The 20,666-nt window shown below is 54.5% G+C and carries 11 protein-coding genes; 2 read left to right on the top strand and 9 right to left on the bottom strand.

What is annotated here, in order from left to right:
- Positions 1-106 precede the first annotated feature (106 nt).
- On the top strand, positions 107-5,110 hold the full coding sequence (locus tag EU557_RS13485) for a DarT ssDNA thymidine ADP-ribosyltransferase family protein (RefSeq protein WP_210116042.1): 5,004 nt from the start codon (positions 107-109) through the stop codon (positions 5,108-5,110).
- Between the two features lie 128 nt (positions 5,111-5,238).
- Here EU557_RS13485 and EU557_RS13480 read toward each other — a convergent pair whose 3' ends face one another.
- From EU557_RS13480 to EU557_RS13455, 6 genes are all read right to left on the bottom strand, one after another.
- Entirely contained in the window at positions 5,239-5,967 is a 729-nt protein-coding gene (locus EU557_RS13480) for a M48 family metallopeptidase (RefSeq protein ID WP_135530951.1), read from the bottom strand.
- 6 nt (positions 5,968-5,973) lie between these two features.
- Entirely contained in the window at positions 5,974-9,117 is a 3,144-nt protein-coding gene (locus EU557_RS13475; RefSeq protein ID WP_135530950.1) for a type I restriction endonuclease subunit R, read from the bottom strand.
- Positions 9,114-10,400: a restriction endonuclease subunit S gene (locus tag EU557_RS13470; RefSeq protein ID WP_135530949.1), complete on the bottom strand. Its 1,287-nt coding sequence runs from the start codon at positions 10,398-10,400 to the stop codon at positions 9,114-9,116. The genes EU557_RS13475 and EU557_RS13470 overlap by 4 nt, the downstream gene beginning before the upstream one ends.
- A gap of 14 nt (positions 10,401-10,414) precedes the next feature.
- On the bottom strand, positions 10,415-12,994 hold the full coding sequence (locus EU557_RS13465; RefSeq protein WP_135530948.1) for a type I restriction-modification system subunit M: 2,580 nt from the start codon (positions 12,992-12,994) through the stop codon (positions 10,415-10,417).
- Between the two features lie 220 nt (positions 12,995-13,214).
- A complete protein-coding gene (locus EU557_RS13460) occupies positions 13,215-14,006 on the bottom strand; it encodes a TIR domain-containing protein (protein ID WP_135530947.1) in 792 nt (263 codons plus the stop codon).
- Positions 14,007-14,522: 516 nt separating this feature from the next.
- The gene (locus EU557_RS13455; RefSeq protein ID WP_135530946.1) at positions 14,523-15,806 is read right to left on the bottom strand and encodes a phage integrase SAM-like domain-containing protein; all 1,284 of its coding nucleotides are present in this window, start codon (positions 15,804-15,806) and stop codon (positions 14,523-14,525) included.
- A 496-nt stretch (positions 15,807-16,302) separates the two neighbouring features.
- Between EU557_RS13455 and EU557_RS13450 the strand changes: the two genes are divergently transcribed.
- Positions 16,303-17,037, top strand: a complete 735-nt coding sequence (locus EU557_RS13450) for a DUF92 domain-containing protein (RefSeq protein ID WP_135530945.1) — start codon at positions 16,303-16,305, stop codon at positions 17,035-17,037.
- Positions 17,038-17,106: 69 nt separating this feature from the next.
- Here EU557_RS13450 and EU557_RS13445 read toward each other — a convergent pair whose 3' ends face one another.
- From EU557_RS13445 to EU557_RS13435, 3 genes are read right to left on the bottom strand one after another with little or no spacing between them, the layout of a single operon-like run.
- The gene (locus EU557_RS13445) at positions 17,107-18,768 is read right to left on the bottom strand and encodes a HAMP domain-containing sensor histidine kinase (RefSeq protein WP_135530944.1); all 1,662 of its coding nucleotides are present in this window, start codon (positions 18,766-18,768) and stop codon (positions 17,107-17,109) included.
- Between the two features lie 18 nt (positions 18,769-18,786).
- Positions 18,787-19,233: a hypothetical protein gene (locus EU557_RS13440; protein ID WP_135530943.1), complete on the bottom strand. Its 447-nt coding sequence runs from the start codon at positions 19,231-19,233 to the stop codon at positions 18,787-18,789.
- Positions 19,234-19,245: 12 nt separating this feature from the next.
- Positions 19,246-20,292 (bottom strand): hypothetical protein, encoded by a 1,047-nt coding sequence (locus tag EU557_RS13435; protein ID WP_135530942.1) that lies wholly within the window; start codon positions 20,290-20,292, stop codon positions 19,246-19,248.
- Positions 20,293-20,666: the final 374 nt, after the last annotated feature.

The following is a 20,666-nucleotide window of genomic DNA, read 5'->3' as shown; positions in this document are numbered from 1 at the left end:
TTTTTCCTTTCTTTTCGCACCCAGCTATCAACTAACAGCCGAGCAGCCAGTAGTGCGGGTGCGCTGCCGCCGTGCCCGGCCAGTGCTACCCGAGGAAGAAGTTATTTTGCGCTACCTGGATTTTTTCGGTGGTGAAACCCAAGCCGATACTCTTGGTAGTGCCCTAGGCTTCGCTTTAGCTGATGATTTCACCGCGCAGCCTCTGCGCTACCGCGACCCTGCCGAAGCGGCTTTATGGAATGGTTTGCTGGATGTCCTGGCAGCTTTTGGGCTCATAGTCCGTTCAGATGATGGTCTTATCCGCCGCACAGCTTATTCAGCCGCGGCCATTCAGTATCGGGTCAAATATGAATACTTCATCGCTGACTGTGCCTACTGGCAACTCAATGAACTGGAAGTTTCAGACGACTTCTCGTTTATCAGCCTAGGGCTAACGCCACGCCTAAACAACCAACTCCCACTAGACCACCCTGGCTGCCAGGCAGAGTTACCGGCATCTGCCATCCACCCATCCATTGCAACAGCAGGGTCCGTGCTGAGCACGGTACGCCATCAGCTAAACGCTGCTGGTATTGAATATGATACGGAAATACTGGACGTAGACGATAGTCGTTCCAACGGTTACCCAACTACACGCACTGTTCTTCTTACCGGCTACTGCTACCGGCTTGCTGCCGCACCCAGCGGCGAGGATGCTCCCGACTACCGCTTTACCGCTGACGTAGCCGGGCAAGCCAATCCCGACCTGACCGCCGTCCTCAACCAGCCTGCTCATGCCGCTGTTCGAGTAGCCTGGGGGCATCAGGCTGAGTTTGCGGCTTTTCAAGCCAATCCTGCGGCCAGCATTGATGCTACGGCGCTACACCGCTTTGCATCTGACTGGCACTGGCCCACACTACTCGCTGACTCGCGTTTGCGCTGGGCAGCCCCCGAAACTCTGCCTGCGTTGCTACGTGGCCTCCCGCCACCACAGCGTAACCAGCTTTCAACTCATGTTCCACTACAGTTGCTCGAAGCCGAACTGGACAGCTACCCCTCATTATGGGATTGGGCGGTACTCTCTGGCCGGTTGAGCGAAGAGTTTATTACTGAAAGGCTTATCAGACCGGATTCTGATGGCACCCCACTCTACCCGTGGGACTTTGAAGTTTTGTCTCGACGTAGCCCAGCGGCTGTTGAAAACTGGCTGGGCCAAATGTTACGCTCCCCGTGGGCTGACCAATTAAGCCGCTCTGAAAGCTTCCAGTGGGATTGGACTGCTTTAACTGACCACCTGTCCGAGTCGTTTATCCTAGCTCATTTAGGGCTGCTGCCATTCAGCCGCTCGTTGTTGCTGCGTCGCGGCCCGGCTTTTCTGGAGGCTGCCCTGTTAGCCGAAATTGCAGCCGGGCAACTCGGATACTGGGACTGGTCGGCGGTTTTTAATGGACTGTCCACGCAATTGCTGTGGGACCAGCTTCCCAACCTGGCTGCTCATTTACCTTGGCATTTTGTCTTGGAGCGTCTGCTTGGCCCTGGCCAGTCTGCCCCAACCGGTTTTGACCTGCCTCAATTACTGGATTTGGTACGAAAGCACCGCAACAGTATCAACCCACTGACAACTCAGAACCTGGCATGGTCTTCCGACTTGATTGCCTTTTTCGACAGTCTGGGCCTGTTGCATTGGGCATCCAGCGCCACCAAGTCAGGCTTCGAGTGCCACTCGGCAGTAGCTTGGACAACTGAGCACTTCGAGCGCTACTACCAGCGGGTGCGCACTGCTGAGGGCGCAGCTCACGTCAGCGCCAATATCAGCAGCCTTGACCTCGTTACCCAATACCCGGACTTTACCTGGGACTGGACCGCACTGTCCAGCAACCCACAATTAGCTTGGACCCGGGACCTTACTGCCCGGTTCCGCGACCGGATTGTATGGAGCCGCCTGCTCGCCCGCTTCGGTGCCACTGAGGTAGCCCGCCGCCTGCCCGACCTGCACACGCAGCTGCTCGAAGCTCGCCCCGATGCGTTACCTGACCTTTGGCGCTACGCTAATCAGACTCTGCCGGTGCCGGTGCTGCTGTCGTGGCGTTCAACTTACGCGCAATATCTCGACCTAGCCGTCCTTAGCCGCCGCGACCCGGTAGCCGTAGCTAACGAGTTACTCATCCACCCGGATTTCGGTTTGGCCTGGGACTGGGCGGCGCTGGTAGCAGATTTGCCGCCTGACCTGCTGGCCAACCTGTTGCGCGAGGCTGAAATTTATTATCACCACGACCCAGCCTCTCAGTTAGCCAGTTTGTCTCTTCCTGCTGCTGCCCGGTTACCCCTAAATTTCAGCCTGACAATTGCCCCCAGCCTGCAGCTACCCTGGGATTGGGAATATGTCACCCAACAGCTAACCCCCGACCAACTCAATACCAACCTAGGCCAAGTTGCGTTCAAAATTAACTGGGGGCTGATAGTAATACAGCCGCCCATGCAGCCCTTGCTGACAAGCTCATGGGTACTGGATTCCAGCGCCCAGCCCTGGCTGCCCTGGCCTCAAGTTAGCCGTTTGCTTACGCCAGAGCAGGTTGAGGCCCACCTAGAAACGCTTGCACCGTTCCTTGATTGGGTTCACTTGGCTCATCAGCCCGGCTTTGCATCTCTGGTAGTAAGCCAGCTGCTCGACCATCCGGTCGTGCGCGGGCAGCTACCTTGGGATTATGTGCTGGAAAAGCTGATAGCCCCCTCTGACCTCGCTGAAAACCTGTCGCGCTGGCAGCAGCGTTTGCTCTCGCTAACCAACCCAGCTACCCAAGCTAACGCCTGTGCAGCATTCACCCGCAGCCTGCCGGTTGAAGTCGTTATTTCTGACCCCAACGCTGCCACTCAGGCTTACCCTGCTCTAACCAACGGACAGCTACGCGCCCTGCCGCTTGACTGGCAAGTGCTATCCGACGATTCCCGCTTAGCTCACCGGCTAACTGTGGGTACGCTTCGCCGTTACCAGCACTTCTGGCATTGGCCAACTCTTTCACGCAACCCAGAATTTAATGCCGACCCTGATTACCTGCTGAATAAGGACCTAAAGTGGCATTGGGACTGGTCGTATATCTCGCAGTATGCTGCATTCATCCGGCCATACACCAAATTTGATAAGGTCAGAAAGCAGTACAAAAGATTTGCCCGTTTTATTGATTGGAAAACTTTCAGCTTGCGGCTTGACCTTCCGTTTTTAGGTGAGTTGTTACAGGCTTACGCTGACCGGCCTTGGAACTGGACGGCCCTGTCCGCGTCGCCTGCATTGAGCTTGGCCGACGAGCACCTGCTTGGTTCACCAGATAAGCCCGGTCTGCAAAACCAACCTTGGGATTGGACGGCTCTCTCCGCTAATCGAGGCTTAAAAATTCAACTGACAACCATCAAGGCGTTGGCTGACCAGCCTTGGGACTGGACTGCGCTTTCAGCTAACCTCAGCGTAAAGTTTGACCATTCCACGCTTCTACACCTCGCTGAGCAGCCTTGGGATTGGGCGGCGCTTGTTCGCCGCACCGACCTTAAATGGAATTCTCAAATACTCCGCGATTTCCTCGGGTACAGCTTGGATTGGGCTTACTTATCCAATCTACGCAGCCTCGATTGGTCAGTTGACCTACTCCGCGAGTTTCAGGACTACCTCGACTGGCACATTCTCTCCCGAAACCCACCATTCAGCCTTACAGTCCCCTTGCTGCGTGAGCTTGCCTCAAAATGGGATTTGGCTGCTCTTTCACGTAGCCTGGCCTTGGCTGACCCACCGGCATCTAGCGACCCTGCCCACCGCCCGGCCGCGCCCAGCGCCCTGCTTATTCCCACCGCTGACCTGCCTTGGGACTGGCCTTACCTCAGCTCTCGCACGGACATCAGCTTCACTACCGAGTTGCTTGAAGGCTTAACCGAACGGTTACACTGGCCTACGCTTTCACGCCGCTCATGGGCTAAGCATTTTGAGCCGGATTGGGTGCAGCGTTTCAACACCTTTTGGGATTTTCCTGCTTTGGCTGTTCATGCAGATTTGCCGGATGCCGGTCAGAAGGAAGTCTATGCTTTCATTGCAGCCGATAAAAGCTGCGTATTGCCTTATCTACACTCGCTTGAAAAGTACGCGCCTAAGTACCCGTCTTGGGCTGGTTATGCTTTCCATTGTACCCACTTGACTAATGCCGCATCAATTATTCTCTCTGGTCAGTTACTCAGCCGGCGTGAAGTTCTGAAAACCAAACACAATCTGGCTGATGCTTCAGGCAGCATAAATCATTGGCCCGCCAAAGTCTGGGACTACGCTCGGCTTTACTATCGTCCACATACACTTACACAGTTTTATGTGGAGCGCCTGGGACTTGACCGTTCATGGCTGAATGATGAGGGTTATGATTTTAAAGAAGCTAAAAAACGTCGCGAGCATTTTGGCCGTGCCGAAGGCTTGGGCTTTCCCAAATGTCCGGCACCAGTGTATTTCCGCTTCCGCATCGCCGAAATTCTTGCCACTCAACCCGAACGCTTCCACATCAGTGACGGTAATATGCAGGGGAGAGCTACCACCCACGACACCTTAAAAAATATGTGGGGACTCTTTCGACCTCATCCTCTTCTTTTTCACCGTTTAGGAATTGACGGCCGGTTTAAGAATCCCTTTGATGAATTCAAAGAAATTTCTCAGCAAGAGATTTTATTGAAACCCAGCTTAGATATTACTAAGCTAACTGACGTTGATATTTTAGTTTCGGATTACTGGACCTATGATGAGCTGAAAAAGCTCATCGGCTCCAACCATCCGTTAGCTTCCCGCATTCGCTTTGCAAATTCCGAATTTCATGACGAGAATCAACAACTTTGGTGCTCTTACTCAGACAACCAAGTTTCCGTGGAGACTGAGTTTGCTGATGCACACGACATCGTACTGGAATGCGCCGATCTTCTCCAGGCCGACCTTTCCGAAATGGAGCCTGGAACATATCGGGTGATTGGAAACCGCCTGCTTGCGCAACAACGGCTTTACGTATCTTGGCCTACTGCCGTGCCTTTTCGCGTTTTCTTTCAAGATAAAGTAACAAGCCGTCCCGGTGGCCCTAGGTCATACGCCCTGTTTCAAAATGGAATAACTGCCTAGTACGCACAGAGAATGCCAATACGTCGGTCCGACTTGCTAGGGTTGTTAAAAAGAAATTTGAGGCCTTGTCATGATCGACCAAGTCATTTGGCCACGAACTCGGAGTGTTTAACAACACTCTACGATATTCATTCACCTGTTCCATACTCCTCAAAGGCTGCCAACATTCCGCCGTTCAATTCCTCCCGGCTCGTGCGCCATTGCGGCATAAATTGGTCGAGCAGGCTTTTGAACCGGGCGTTGTGCTGTCGTTCCAGCAGATGGGTCAGCTCGTGCACCACCACGTATTCCAGTAGGTGCGGTGCTACTTTGGCCAACTCCAGATTGAGCCAGATGCGCCGGGCTTCGATGTTGCAAGCTCCCCATTTCGTCTTCATCAGTTTAATGGCCCAGGCATTGGCGCGCGCACCCACAACGGGCTCCCACTTGGCAACGACAGCCGGTAATTGCTCTTTCAGCCGTTCGCGGTACCAGGCTTGCAATATCCGCGCCCGCTGCTCAACGCTGCTACCGGGGCGAACCTGCAATTCTAGTATCTGGCGGTTGCGCAACTGCACTTTGGGCGCGGCTTCTACATAAGTTACTCTCAGCCGGTAACGGTGGCCCTGGTAGTAGTGCGTTTCGCCCGACACGTATTCGCGCACGGTTTGGCGGGGCTGCTGCTCAAAATTCTGCTGCTGCGAACGTATCCAGCTTAGGCGGTCGATGATGAGGCGGCGCACTTGCTCGTCGCCTACCTGTGGAGGCGTAGCAATGCGCACCCGCCCATCGGGTGGCAACACAGCCAGGTGTACGTTGCGGATGTCCTTTCGCACCACATCCACCTCAAGTTCGCCGATTTGTAATTGCGTTATCATGGCAGCTTAGTATTCGGCCTGCTGCATGGCTAGGTTCAGAATACGGGTGGTTTCCTCATCGTTGTTCAGCACGGCTTTGATGGCGTTGCGCACCATGCGCTTTTTGGCGGGCGGGGTGTCACCGCGCCAGCCGTCTTGCCGCACGTCCAGAATAGCCGCGTCCACAGCCAGGGCCAGCTCTTCGCTTTCGCCCAGATTGTCGTAGAGGTTGCGCTGGGCGCGTGTATGCAGCGTGGGCGGGTAGTGTGTGGGCGGCGTGGCCACCTTGCGGCATAGCTCCTCGATTTCGGCCAGGTAAGCCTCGTACTCGATGGCCTCGCGCTGCCGCCGCGCTATCAACTCTTCCAGCAGCACCGACATGCGCTCAAAGTATTTCGGGTTGGTCTGGTTTTCGTCTATAATGAGCTTGCGCACGTTGTTCTCGATGGTTTCGGCCATCGATTCTCGGCTTTCACGGATGCCTTTAGGCAGGCGCTGGGTGGTGTCGGCCAGACCCCGCGCCACAATGGCTTCGATGAGGCTCAGGTCGTCCAGAGTGCCCTGCTTTTCCGAGTCCTCGGCCTTCACATAGTTATCGAACAGGAAGCGCATATCGGCCTCGTAGCGCTTGAGGTCGGGTGCTTCGCCGCTGGCTACTTTCACTTCATCGCGCAGCTTCTCGTAGTGCCTCACCTGGCGCTCGACCCCGGCGGCTTCGGAAGCGGTGTAGTCCGCTTCTTCCAGGTCGCCCGAAATCTCGGCAAAAGCCCGTAGTAAAATGGCGGTGTACTTGTAGAGGTCGCGCCGTCGGCCTTCACGCTCGCTCAGGTCAGCGGGGTTGGCCGGGTTGCCGCAGAAGAAGTGTTGGTATTCGGGTTGGCCCCGGGGCGGGGCCACCGGCTCGCAGAGCAGCCGCAGTTGTTCCAGCACGTCTTCCAGATGCTCACGGCCCCGGATAAGGCGGTCGGTGAGCAGGCCCTGCACGTCGGATTTATCAAAACCGTCGAGGGCCTCGCTAGTGTAATCGCGTATGGAATCTTCCAGCGCCTTGAACAGGTCTTTATAATCGACCACGTAGCCGTACTCCTTGTCGTCGCCGTCAAGCCGGTTGACGCGGCAGATGGCCTGGAATAGATTGTGGTCGCGCATTTCCTTGTCAATGTAGAGGTAGGTAGCCGAGGGTGCATCGAAGCCCGTTAACAGCTTGTCCACCACGATGAGCAGCTTCATTTGGGCGGGCTCCTCCACAAACTGGCGCTTTACCTCCTTCTCGAAGTCTGCCACCGCCTTGCCGCCCAGCATGTCGATGTAAATTTTATACTTCTGCAACTGCTCGGTGTCGCCGCCCTCGCCAGTGGTTTCGCCCTTCAGGTCGCTGGTTTTGGGCTGGTAGCTGGTCACGATGGCGCACTGCTTGAACCCGGCCCGCTGAAATAGCTCGTAGTAGCGGCAGGCCTGGAAAATGCTGCCCGACACTAGTAGGGCGTTGCCCCGGCCGCTTTGTAAGCGCTCCTTCTTTTCCATGTCGAGCACGATGTCGGCTACGATGTGGTCCATACGCTCCTTCGAGCTGAGCACCTTCTGCATGGTGCCCCACTTCTCTTTCAGGCGGGCGCGTCCATACTCGTTCAGGTCTTTGGTCTTCAACTCGAAGTACTCATCCATCTTGCGCTTGCCACTCTCGGTGAGGTACTGCTCCACCTTGCGGGCCTCGTAGCGTAGTTCCAGGATCACGCCGTCGGCCACGGCCTTGTCTACACGGTAGGTGTGGATGTAGGGGCCGAAGGTTTCGAGAGTGGTGCGCTTGGCGGTGCGTAGCAGCGGGGTGCCGGTGAAGCCGATGAGCAGTGCGCCGGGCAGCAGCTCGTGCATGGCCTCGTGCAGCTTGCCGCTCTGAGTGCGGTGACATTCATCGACCAGCACGTAGAGCTGGCCCTGGGGCCGGAAGGCCTGACCACTGCGGCCGGCGGCGCGCATCAGGTCTTCCAGGTACTTGTCGTAAGCTTCGGCCTCGGTGCGGGCGCCGAACTTGTGTACTAGTGAGCACAGCAAACGGGGCATGGGCTGGCTGAGGTGGTGCAGCAGGTCGGCTCCGCTCTTTGCCCGCGTGATGGGCTGCTCCACGCCCAGGAAGACCTTCTCAATCTGCTCGTCGAGCTCTTCACGGTCGGTCACGATGAGCACACGGGCCTGCGGGTCGTGCTCCAGCAGCCACTTGGCCAGCCACACCATCGTCAGGCTTTTGCCGCTGCCCTGGGTGTGCCAGATGATGCCGCCCTCGCGGCGCTTGATGTACTGTTGGGCGGCCTGCACCCCGAAGAACTGGTTGGGCCGGCACAGCTTCTTGATGCCCCTATCAAACACCACGAAGTCGTGCATCAGCGCGAGCAGGCGCTCCTTGCGGCACAGCTGGCGCAGGTGCTCATCAAGGCGCAGGGGCTGGGGCGTGAGCAGGGAAGTGGGCGGTGGCAGCGGGGCAGCGCCCGCTTCACCGTCGCCGGCCTTCGTGCTTGGCGTTTCGCTTTTGCCGGGTACTTCCTCGTGCCACTCCAGGTAATATTTTTCGCTGGTGCCCACGGTGCCGTAGCGCATGCCCTCCGTGTCGTTGCCGGCCAGCACGAGCTGCACCGGGGCAAAGAAGTTCTCAATGAACTCGGACTTCTGGTTGTCGAGGTTTTGCCGGATAGCTTCCTGCACCGACACGGTGCTGCGCTTGAGCTCCAGCACGGCCACGGCCAGCCCGTTGAGGTAGAGCACCACGTCGGGACGTTTGGTATAGGTAGGGCCTTGCACCGTCACTTCCTGCGCCAGGGCGAAGTCGTTGGCCAGGGGGGTAGCCCAGTTCACTAGCTCTACGGTCAGCTTCTTGGCCCCGGCTTCGGGGCGCACTTTCACGCCGTAGCGCAACAGCTTGTATAGCTCGCGGTTGCGCTTGTAGAGTTTTTCGGTTTGGTTTTCGACTGCGGCGTGCAGTTTGCGCAGGACTTTATCGATGAGCGAGGCGGGGTGCTGCTGGCGTTGCAGGTACTTGCGCACGGCCTCGTCTTCGATGGGCGAGCGGCGGGGATACTTTTCCCAGTTGCCCAGATAGTCGTAGCCCAACTCCGACCGGAATAACTCGACCACGCGGTTTTGCGTGGCTCGCTCTACTTGTCCAACTTTTGCGCTCATAGGGCGGGATGTGAAGAAGGAGCCGCCGCTCCGGCCCGCAGCCGGATGTTGCCCGTGAGTAAATTCTGCATCATGCCCTGCTTCAGGGCCTGGGTTTTGGCTACCTGAGCCGCTAGGGCTTCAATTTCCGCGTCCATGTCGCTGAGGATGGCGGCAATGGCGCGTTGTTCGGCTTTTGAGTGACCAAAAGGCAAGCTGTAATTTAAAATTGCTGCTATTGGAACACGCTTCTGCCCAGCGGTGCCAATCATTTCACCTTCCAGCTTTTTTCGAAAATCGCCTGATTGCGTGTGGTAGAAAATGTATTTCGCAATGGCGTTGTTATTCGCTCTTAAAACGTGAAACTCAGTGCTGCCAAATCCTTTCCTGGTTTTTAGGGAATCAACGTGCGCACCTTTTCCATTTTCAAAGCATGGGGTAATTTTCGCAACCAGAATGTCATCCCGCTCAAAATAAGTTAGCCCTTTATTTACTTCTTGAATGGATAGCTGACGAGAGGACAATAATTGACCGTACTCGGAAACGTCTTCCATTCCGATGAAAGAAACGAGCTCGTTTTTATCTTCTAAAGCAGCTTTTGCCGGTTTGCTAAGAATCAATTCCCCCAACATCTCAAATTCGGATTCTCCCGCAAACCCTGGCAGCCGCCGCTCGCCACTCAGTAGCGCCTGCTGCGTCGCCAGTTTCAGGGCGCGCTTTTTGGCTAGGAGTTGCTGCTGAGAAGTTAGAATGGCATCGACTGCACCCAATGCTTCTGCAATGGCTTGCTGTTCTGCCGGTGGGGGAACGGGAATCAGTAATTTCCTAAGCGCATCTTGGTTGATGTTGGTGTTCGCACTGACCGTACTACTTTCAATCACTCTCTTGCGAAAATTTTCGTCAGCGAAGCAGTATGTTTTATAGCCTGATTTGAGTCTTTCATTTGAGCGGAACCGAATTAGGAAGCCACTGAACACAGTGTCTGATAAATCTTTAGCTACTAGAGCTGTTAAACCTACTCCTTCTGGCTTGACAGACGAGCGAATAAATAACACGTCACCTTCTAGCAAGCTGTATGCGCTACGGTCACCTTTGGATGAGTTTATTAAGCCAAATTTCTTACTTGGATTAATGACACTTATTCCAAAAACGTCCATGAGATTGATGAATGGAAAGCCGTGGCCAAAATCCTCTTTCGACTTATTAATCCCGTTCTTAAGTTCCCCTAGTTGTGAAAGGCTACACACCTCCCACTCCTCCGGCAGCACGCCCAAGTCCGTTTGTTTGTATCCTGGTTTCAGCATGGCGTCTTGGTTTCTTAGTTCCACGAAAAGCCCATGGCCTGCAAATGGGTTTGCACCTGCTGGGTGAGGGCAGCCACGGCAGCTTCCTGCAGAGGTAGGGGCGCTGCGTAGCGGGTGCCCAATTCATCGAGGCGGCGGGCCAGGCCCTGTGAGAGGCGGCTCAGCTCCTGGCCCACGGCCCGGTGCAGGGTATCGAGCCACTTGTAGATAACGACTAAGTCGCGGGTGGCCTCGGGCGTCAGGCGTTCGTAGGCGGGCAGAATTTGCGCCTCAAGGTGGGCCTGGGCTTTTGTAAGGGCTTTTTTGCTGGCGCTTTCGTAGTTCAGAGCGGTTTCCAGGGCGTGCAGGGCGGCTAACTCTTCGGGGTCGGCGGGAGCAATGGTGGCCGCGGCGGCCAGTGGCACCGGCTCCTCGACCGGCAGTTCCGCGAATAAGTCGGCGGGCGGGTTGGCCGGGTCGTATTTCGCCTTGCGCCCGCGCTTTGGCGCGGGGCTGGCAGGTTTCGTGCCTTTGGTCATCTCTCGCAGCCGGGCCTTTACCGCCGCGGCTAGCTGCGTCGGATTGTTGTATTCCAGATCACTCAGCAAACCTTCTTCGCCGGTGTGTTCTTCTTCCAGTTCTTCGCGCTGGCGGGTGGCTTCGGCAGCGGCCTCGGCTGCGGCTTCCACTGCTCCGTGTTCTGTCGTCAGGTAGCGGCTGATGAGCAACTCGCGGGGCACCAGGTCGCTGGTCCAGGGGCCCAGGCGCTGCTTTTTGTTCGGCTTGTCTTTGTCCACCTTGCCCACAAGGGGGCGGTAGGGCAGGGCTTCCCATCCCTCGGCCACCACGTGGTACATGTCGTCTTGCAGGGTGGCGGTCCAGTAGTTCATCAGGCGCTGGTACACGTCGTAGCCATCCAGCAGATGCACCGGGTCGAAGGTAGCCAACAGGTCTTCGCCCAGGGTTTCGAGCAGGGCCTTGGGCTTGGTATCGGCATTGATGCCGCGCAGTAGGGGCTCAGCCCGCTCAACCCATGTGCCGAAGGTTTCTTCCACTTGCTGCCGGAAGGCCCGGAACTCGGGGTGCTCGAAGATGGTGGGCCGGATGTCGTCGGGGGCCACGCGCAGGCGGAAGTAGCCGGGCCGGTCGCCGGGCTCGGTCAGCACGTCGCGCAGGGTGGGGTACACGTCCCAGTAAGCGGCCAGGGCTTCGAGGTCGGCGGCGGGCAGGCCTCCGCGCAGGTGGGCCTCAATGTCGTGGCGGTCCTGGGTAGGCGGCCCCTCCACGTAGCGGGGCAGGTTGAGGTTATAGTCGTTGCTTTCAATCTCGGTAAGAGGCACCAACCGGGCGAAGTGGTCTTCGTTCTGCTGCCGCCGCCACACGTCCACGATGCGGTGCTGGTCTTGCTCGCGCAGGCGGTTCTTGTTGCCGTCCTTGATATAGCCTCGGCTAGCATCCACCATAAACAGGTGGGTGCGGGTAGCCGCGCCCTCCTTGTCGAGTACCAGTAGGCAGGCCGGGATCCCGGTACCATAAAACAGGTTGGCCGGCAGCCCAATGATACCCTTGAGGTAGCCCTTTTGCACTAGGTTGCGCCGGATGGTGGCCTCGGCGTTGCCCCGAAACAGGACGCCGTGCGGCAGCACCACCACCGCCTTGCCGTTGCCTTTCAATGAGCGCACGATGTGCAGCAAAAAAGCGTAGTCGCCATTCTTGGCCGGTGGCACCCCGAAACCGGTGAAGCGGCCATAGGGGTCAGCGTAGGGCTTGAGGCCGTTCATCCACTTCTTAGTCGAGAAGGGCGGGTTGGCCACAATAAAGTCGTGCTGCTTGAGCTGGTTCACGCCCGCGCCCCAGGTGGCGGGCGAGGCCAGGGTGTTGCCTTTCGCCAGGTCGGCCCCGTCGTGGCCGTGCAGAATCATGTTCATGCGGGCCAGGGCATAGGTAGCATTGTCCATCTCCTGCCCAAAAATGGATATTTTGGTAGGCAATGCCTCGTCGGCCGCCTTGAGCAGCAGCGAGCCCGAGCCGCAGGTGGGGTCGTAGATGGATTGATTGGCGCGGGTGCTTTGGTCGATGCCCACGATTTTGGCAATCACCCGGCTCACCTCCGAGGGCGTGTAAAACTGGCCCTTGCTCTTGCCGCTCTCGGTAGCAAAGTGCCGCATCAGGTACTCGTAGGCATCGCCGAGCAGGTCGTCGCCGTCGGCCCGGTTCTGCGCGAAGTTCAGCTCCGGCTTGTTAAAAATGGCGACCAGCCCGGACAGCATATCCACCATCTCCTGCCCGCTGCCCAGCTTGTTGTCATCGTTGAAGTCGGCCTCCGGCACGTCGAGCACCCCGGTCAGGCCATTGGCCTCGGCCATCTTGCTGATAATCTTATTCAGTCGGTCGCCGATGTCTTTTTTACCAATAGCATCCACCATGTCCTGGAAGCTGCCGCCTTCGGGCACTTCAAGCAGGGCATCGGTGCGGCCGGCGTATTTGTCGCTCACGTACTTCATGAACAGCAGCACCAGCACGTAGTTCTTGTATTGGGAGGCGTCCATGCTGCCGCGTAGCTCGTCGCAGCTCTGCCAGAGGGAGGAGTAGAGGGCGCTTTTCTTTAAGGCCATGAATTACAGAAGAAAAGAAATTTAGACCTGCCACTAATTATTTTGGCAGAATAGTAAAGGTAGCAATTCGTATTAGTGCATGGGGTACACCCAAGGTGGTCTATTAGCGCGACCTCCTCCTCAAGTGCCCAATAGCCAGACAATGCCATGCTGCAGTGTAGCGGCTAGGTTGACAAGGTGCGTGATGCGGTAAAAGTGGTTAGGAATCGGCTGAAGCCTTCTACACTTTCTTGAGCACCGCAGGGTCGATATAGAAACCTTGGGCAGATAACTCATTGGCAAGGCGGCGCTTCCAGCTACCTGCTTTGTCGTAGGACTCATAAACCACGCCGTGGAAGTCGCTGGGCTGCTCAAGACCGGAGCCAGCTACCAGAACAAAAACATTTTTACGGCCAAGCAGGGCTACAAAGTAGCCAAGCTCGAGTACCACATTTTGGCGGGCGCGGGGAGAAAGCTTCGGAGCAGTTTTGCCGACACGGAGACCACCCATATCGTCGGGGCTGAATAAAACGACGGCGTAACCACAGGCGCGAGCTTCGCGATCGAACTTCTCGATAATGGTCTGGCCCTCATTGATTTCCTCGTGCAGTACAATGCCGTCGATGCCGAAGCGGTGGAGGGTGGCTTGGGCCTCTTTGCGCATGGCCTCGTCCCGTCCATGGACGATAAATACCTTACGGCTTTCTGCGTCGACAGCTTTGAGGATGCGCAGGAGAGTGGTACGGGCGGTGTGCAGAGCTGCGATAGGTAGGCGAGCTGTGCTACTGAAGCCGTTGTTACTGGTGGCTTTAAGCTGGTCGGCTAGAGCAACGAGCTTCTTCTGGTGGATGGCGCCGCGGGCCAGCTTCGCTTTATTAAGCAAGCCGGTGGCCGTAGTGGCCGCGGCAGCTAAGGCTTTTTGGCCCGCTTCGTCGTAGTCAAGGCCGTGGTGGTAACCCTGCTTAGATGGTAGCTTGGGAAGCGCAAGGGCCTCGACTTTTTCGCGCAGGGTTTGGAGCTTATTGCGGTCCATCGGGAAGATAGAAGTGGGTTCTGCCTTGCCGACAGTTAACAAATCTACTAAAACAGTTGGCAGATTCTTGACTAATTAAAGCAGATCCATGCCAAATTGTTAGTAAGCACTCGCACCACACTACCGCTATATCAAACTTAAGCCCTAGTGCAAAAGCGCTTCCTACGGCGAGGAGCTTTTATTTTCCGCTGGGCCCTTACATGTCACCACATAGCGAGTAAGACCACTTATGACATGCCAAAATTTTGTGCGTTGGCAGGTCTTCCGGACCGCAGTCCGGCGCCTACGCGCGGGGATTCTGCTGGCTTACGAGATATTCGACAACTTGAAAACCAATGGCTTTGTTGGCCAATGAGCGCCGACGAGTTTTGGGGCATGCTCAAGTAAATGAGCACAATCTAACCCCTATACCCCAATGGAAAAGCTAAAACTGGCCATTGTAATAGCCTGTATCACGGGAATCCTCGATCTGCTTGCCGGGCCAATCACTGAGTACACCAAGTACCGGCTACAAGATCAGTTGGGGAGTGCAAAGAAATCTAACTCGCGTACTTCCGCCTTGATGTCATCCAACTTCTGCGCGTAAATCATCAACGTAGTATAATCCGTATGACCGCTACGGCCAATAATTTCCGGTGCTGGTACATCCAAAGCGAACAGGTAGCTGATGTTGGTCTTCCGTCCGATATGGCTGCCGATGGCATCACAGAGCTTTTTCCTAGTTACTACTTCTTTTTTGCCCGAGTAGGCGGTAGTCTGTACTTCCGTCTGGAAGCTAGGAATCCCTTGACAGTATTCGCGTAACAGCTGGTTGAAGTAGTAATCCTCCATCTTCTTGAGTTGGTAATTGTTGCGCTCCAGAATGTCCTTCATCAGCTTGGTCACCGGAATCTTGCAGCGGATTTGCTTCCGCTTGGTTTTCTGAGGGATGATGTGAATGTATTCCCGGCCATTTTCCATCCTGATGAGCTGCCGGAAATCGTTGAAGATGTCTGAATATCGTAGGCCAGAGCTAATGAGCATCAGAAGGATGTCTACCACGCGGTCGTATGCCCGGCCGGACTTGCGATTTGGCTGGTTGGCATTCCCAGAGTAAGGCTTCTGGTGTGCCAGGAAATCCCGGAGCTGCTGGGGATGCAGAAACGTGACATCATTTTTGGCTATAGTGAGGTCGAACTTATAGCGCTTATAGCTTTGGCTTAGCTCTAGGTCAGGTCCAAAATAATTCAGGATTGCCGTGATTTTGCCCATGTAGGCCTCAATGGTTTGATTGAGTTGGCCTTCGCTCACCATAAAGCTCTCAATGTCTTGGAGGATATCACGGTTTACGTCCTGGATGCGCAACTGGGGGTTGAAGCGATTTAGCAGGTTCGCAATGGCTGTATAGCTGCGGGTAGTGCTAGTAGAGAGTTTATTTTGACCACGGGTGTTATAAGTATTGAAGTAAGTGACTAGTAAATCCTGCACCTGCGTTTTGTCAGCGGTAGGAGGGGCTACCACAGCAGGAGGCGTATCGACTAACTGCTGATAGATGGCGCGCAGAGCTGGGTTGGTGATAGCTTCCTCCCGCGCGGTGAGTTGATCAAATGCCAACTGTAGTCGCGCGCGAATGGTGTTGACCTGCGCATTTAGCTCTCCCGCGCGTTCCCCCACTACCTGACCCTTCTTAAACTCCTCGGCCAGGAGCTGGGCGCCGGTGGCAATGGCAACTTCGACTTTCCCATGGCGCAGAAACACCCAAAGCGGTTGCCGTCTGTCGCCCTTCTTCTTCGTCTTTAGAACTGCACTGATAGTAGCCATTATGCACTACTTTATAGGTTTTGGTCCGGACCTTTTTGCAACTAACGCCGGCCTGGGCGTAAAGTAGGTGTTTCCGCAGCAAAAACGCAAAAATAGGGTCCGGATCGACGTCCGGAAATAGTGGAAATCAAGTCCGGATTTTACGGCGCGAACCCCCTCATTTTAACGTAGGAGGGGTTTTTAGAAAGAAGTGTTTTGGTTGTGGAAAAGGGGCGGTCCAAAGGGCCGCTTTTTTTTATGCCCTTTTCCAGGAACAGAGGGTGGTATGTTGATTTCGAGACACTTAGGAGATGAGGTTTTCATTGCTGTTTGAGTCAACTCTGTTTCACTTTGGTCCGAAAGCTCTGCAAACTTTTAGGGGGTTGAGTAAAGAAGGCATACCACGTACGTGGGCGTGAGGCCCGCTAGGTGCAAATAGCCTGTGAGTACTGGGCCGTGCTATTGTGCCTGCACTGGTACGCCGTTGCACTGGTCCGCAACCTGGTATCTTGCCAGCATGAAAATATTTTTTCAGCTCTTACCTCTGCTGTTCTTGGGGTTAGGTATGTTCTACAGCGTTGTGGCGCGCAAGCTTACGACTACCGCTGCCTGGACTGGTGGAATAGTAGGTCTGGGAATTTACCTAGGTAATGGCTATTTAGGGTTGAGCCTACTGGCGCTATTCTTCATCCTCGGAACCGGAGCCTCGTCGTGGCGAGTGGCTGATAAGCGAAGACTAGGCCTAGCCGAGGAGAATCGCGGTAGGCGTACGGCAGGGCAGGTGCTGGCTAATGCGGGAGTGGCAGGAGTACTGGGGGTGCTGAGTTGGCTGGTGCCCGCCTGGGCGCCCCTAGGCCAGTTGATGCTGGCGGGCAGCTTTGCCGCCGCTACCGCCGATACTCTCGCGTCGGAGCTGGGGAATGTGTATGGTCGCCGCTACGTGAATATTCTGACTTGGCGCCCCGACCAGCGTGGTGAAAACGGTGTGGTGAGCCTAGAGGGCACCTTGCTTGGCGCCGCCGGTAGCGGGGTTATTGCCGCTGGCTATTGCGTAAGCCAAGGGTGGGGGCCCTGGGGGTGGCAATTAGTAGTGGCCGGTACAGTAGGCAACCTGATAGACTCAGTGCTCGGGGCCACGCTGGAGCGCCGCGGCGTGTTATCTAACAATTGGGTGAACCTGCTCAACACCTTGGCCGGAGCCCTAACTTCTTTGGCTTTTGGGGGCATTGATAAACTCGTGCGTGCTGCCTAATTGCGCAGCCAAGAGGAGAAGACTTCTTTTAATTAGAGGCCTAGGCCAGTGCGGGGACTTACTGGCTAGTTAACTAACTACTGCCTCACTAGACAAAGGTAGCTTAATGGTGAACGTGGTAAGTGCGTTCTGCTCGGTCTCAACGGAGATAGAACCTCTGTGAGTTCGAACGATATCTTGGCTGATAAATAGGCCTAGCCCCGTACCCTTGGATGTGGGCTTGGTGGTGAAGAAGGGAGAAAACAGCTGTTGTTTCTCTACCTGCGACATTCCTTTGCCATTATCCTGGATTTTAATTTCCACGAATTCATCTCGGAAAGCCGTTTCTACTAGTAGCCTAGGTTCTAGGCCTCCCTCAGCCAAGGCTCGCTCGTGCAGGGAGTACATAGCATTATTGAGAAGACTAAAGAGAACCGTGCTCATTTCGGTTGGCAGCAGTTTGACGCTTTGATTAGGGGAAACAACCCCTTTTATTAACTCCACAGGGACGTAGCCGTAGCTCGGATCAATTTCATTTTTATACAGCGTTAGCTGGCTCTCGATAAATGAATTGATGTTTGTTTCAACGAAGTGGTCAGACTTCACCTGCAGCAGCTTATCCATGCTCCGAACAATTCTGGTCAGACTAAAGCTGTGCTCTTTAATTTTCTCCGTGTTGTTTTCAATCATCGTGAGCAGAGGGAGCAACTCCGCTTGTACGTGAGTATCCGAGGCATATTTGTCGGCCGATAGCAGCTCTCTGCTTTCTTCCAGCAGCTCATTTGATACCGACGCGAAATTGCTGACGTAGCTCAACGGGTTGAGTAGTCGGTCTACCAGCCCCTTGGTGAGTTGCCCAATGGAGGCAAGTTTTTCCTGCCGAATAAGTTGCTCTTGAGTTTCCTTCAGATCGAACAGCGTTTTCTTGAGCCCGTCTAGTAAATCATCAGACTTCTTCTTTTCCACAATCAACTCGCTGGTGCGGTCCTCCAGCTGCTGACGAGCCATGGAAAGATCGGTAACCATCTTGTTGAAGGCAATTCCTAGTTCGCCAATCTCATCCCGCGACTCGTTGGCTACCCGCTGGGTAAGGTCGCCCCGGCCTACTTTAGTAGCTGCATCGCGCAGTTTCAGCACGGGTACGGAAATGTTGCGGGCCAGCCCAAAGCCTATGACGATGCCAATACTGAAAACAACGAAGCTGAAGAATAAGGAGGTAATGCGAATTTGCCTTTTGCTTTGCACGATTTCTCGCGTGGAGGAGGCCAGCAATATTTCCCCATTCATTATAGGGGTGCTAAAGGCCGACCGTTTCACCACCATTGAATCGTTAGAAACGGCGTTTACATCAATCTTTCGTTGTTCAGGATAGGTTTTAAAGACGGTACGCTTGAGTTGATACGTAGCGTGAGCACCGTCCCAAACTGTGTCGGTCTGCAGCAGGCTAACAAATTCTAGCAGTGGATCTTTCTTTACGAAATCCATGGCCGTTTGAACCCCCTGAAAGTTCTGCTCCGTCATGGCAATCTTAACCCCAAGGCCCACCGTATTAGCATGGTTCTGCACTTCCTTGTTGAAGTTGCTCAGCAAGTAACGTTCTTGAATAGCAGGTAGATAGAACAGCACGAAGAAGGAAAACAGCAGCACAATACTGGTTACCGTCATCCAAATCTTGGTCTTAACCGTCAGGCGAATTCGCCGCAAGCTATGGAGCAGCTGCGACCGGGACACGTTGTTGTTCTTGCGAGACATCACGCTAGGCAGTAGATGTTACAGAGTCTTCTTCCCGTCAATGAGGATAGTTTTACCGCTGGCCGGGGGCTTACTAACCACTCCAATTGCCCCGTTGGTCTGCGCTACAAACTCTTCTAGCTCAGCTTCGGAAGTAAAGAAGTTTGGCGCGTCGGCTTTGCCCTGAAATACTAGCGCCAGCCAGTACTTATTCAGCTCATTTGAGCTCATATTATAAAGCTTTCTGCTGGTGGCAGTGCCAATAGGCGTATTACTCTTCAGCAAGGCAATAGTCACTTTGCTGCCATCGGGCCAGCGTAGTTTTTCTCCTCGTAGGGTAGACTTCAACTGGTTGAGCTTCATCTCTGAAGGTACTCCTTTGCCATTTCCAATTACCACTAGGCTCATCTCCTGGGCGTGGGCCGGCGAATGACACCACAGGCAAAGCACGAGCGCGCTAACCAATAGCCGGTAAATCCAAGTCATTACCATGTTGCGTTAAAAGCCGACGGCTACCTGAAAAATCATGCGGTCTGTATCAGCAGTCCGATGATTGTTGATGTGTTGGTACTCAAGCTTGAAAACAGCCAAATAGCTCAGCTCATAGCGCAAGCCACCAACGAAGGATTGAACCCGGTGGTCGTGGTAATACACTTCCTGCTTATGGTAACGTATATCGTCTATTCGGATGTAGGGAATGATTTTATCAGTTATTCGGAGCCCGGCGTAGGCATAGGTGGCTATGGCATTTTGCGTCCCTAGGCTATCGGCTTTATTCATAGCCATGCTGCTTTCGGCCAACAGCTCGTACTTCTTAGAGAAAATAGAGTCGTTGTACGAAACCGAAGCCGTCATTATACTCTGCCGGATTCTGGCCAGAGCCAGCGTACTTGCTCCCGTGGAATGATTGTGCACTAAGCTTCCCTTCGAGATAACGTCGTGATAGAGGGAGGCGCCAAAGCGTACACCATCGGCCGGCTTTATGTGCACGGCAGCAGTCAAGGACTTAAAGGGGTTGTTATCGGCAATGTCGCCGGAGCCTAGGCCATTACCCAGCATCAGATCATAGCCAAACCGGAGCCGCCCCAGGTTTTGCCCCTGCAGACTGATGCCCGTAGTGTGCAGCGGAATAAACCCCTCAGAAAAGAGCAAGGGCCGCTCCACGGTCGGGAAAAATACCCTGCCGTGGTGGTAGGTGTCGTTCCAGTAGTTTATGGGCGTATGATGCTTGCCCAGCAAGACGCTGTGGTTGCCTGCGTAGTTATATTTCAAGATAATCCGCTCAATACTGATGTTGAAATCAGTTGGGGAATCCAAGGAATATTTGGCTACAGTTTCGCCCAGAAACGACAGCCGCTCTGTTATCTCAGAAGTGATGAACAGATCTTGCTCGCCCAGGCCAAAATTAAGCTTGCCTTTTTGATAGGAAGTGTACGCATCTACAAATCCTCTGATTTGGGTGCGCTGGGCTATCGACTGCTGTATCGACCCCCACAGTAACCCCACTATTAATAAAGGAACTAAGACAAATTTAGAGGTAATCATTCTTCATTCTGTAGATGATAAAAGTTTGAAAATCAATTTATTGATCTTTAAAAATCTTGTTGCTGCGCTAGCAGATACATCCTTGGAACAGCGTAGCAACCAAGTAGCTCTGATACAGCGACGCAGTGCAGTAGAAGCAGTTCACACTCTGAATTATTCTACCAGAGGTTAATGATATAGCAGCATATATGACCGCCTAATTAAGGAATTAGAAAGTGAAATAGTAGGAGCGAGAAGAGAATACAGATCTTGTAATGGTTTCAAATATACTTTACTTTTTCATATTTATTATTTCGATACACAGGAGTTTTTAGGCTAGTCTGACTAACCTGCAGAGAGGCCTAGTTAGGCATGAAAGCCATAAATGAGAAGCG

Source organism: Hymenobacter wooponensis (assembly GCF_004745865.1).
Classification (GTDB): Bacteria; Bacteroidota; Bacteroidia; order Cytophagales; family Hymenobacteraceae; genus Hymenobacter; species Hymenobacter wooponensis.
Note: the sequence above shows the minus strand (reverse complement) of the source record. Positions and strands in the feature narration are given on the sequence as shown.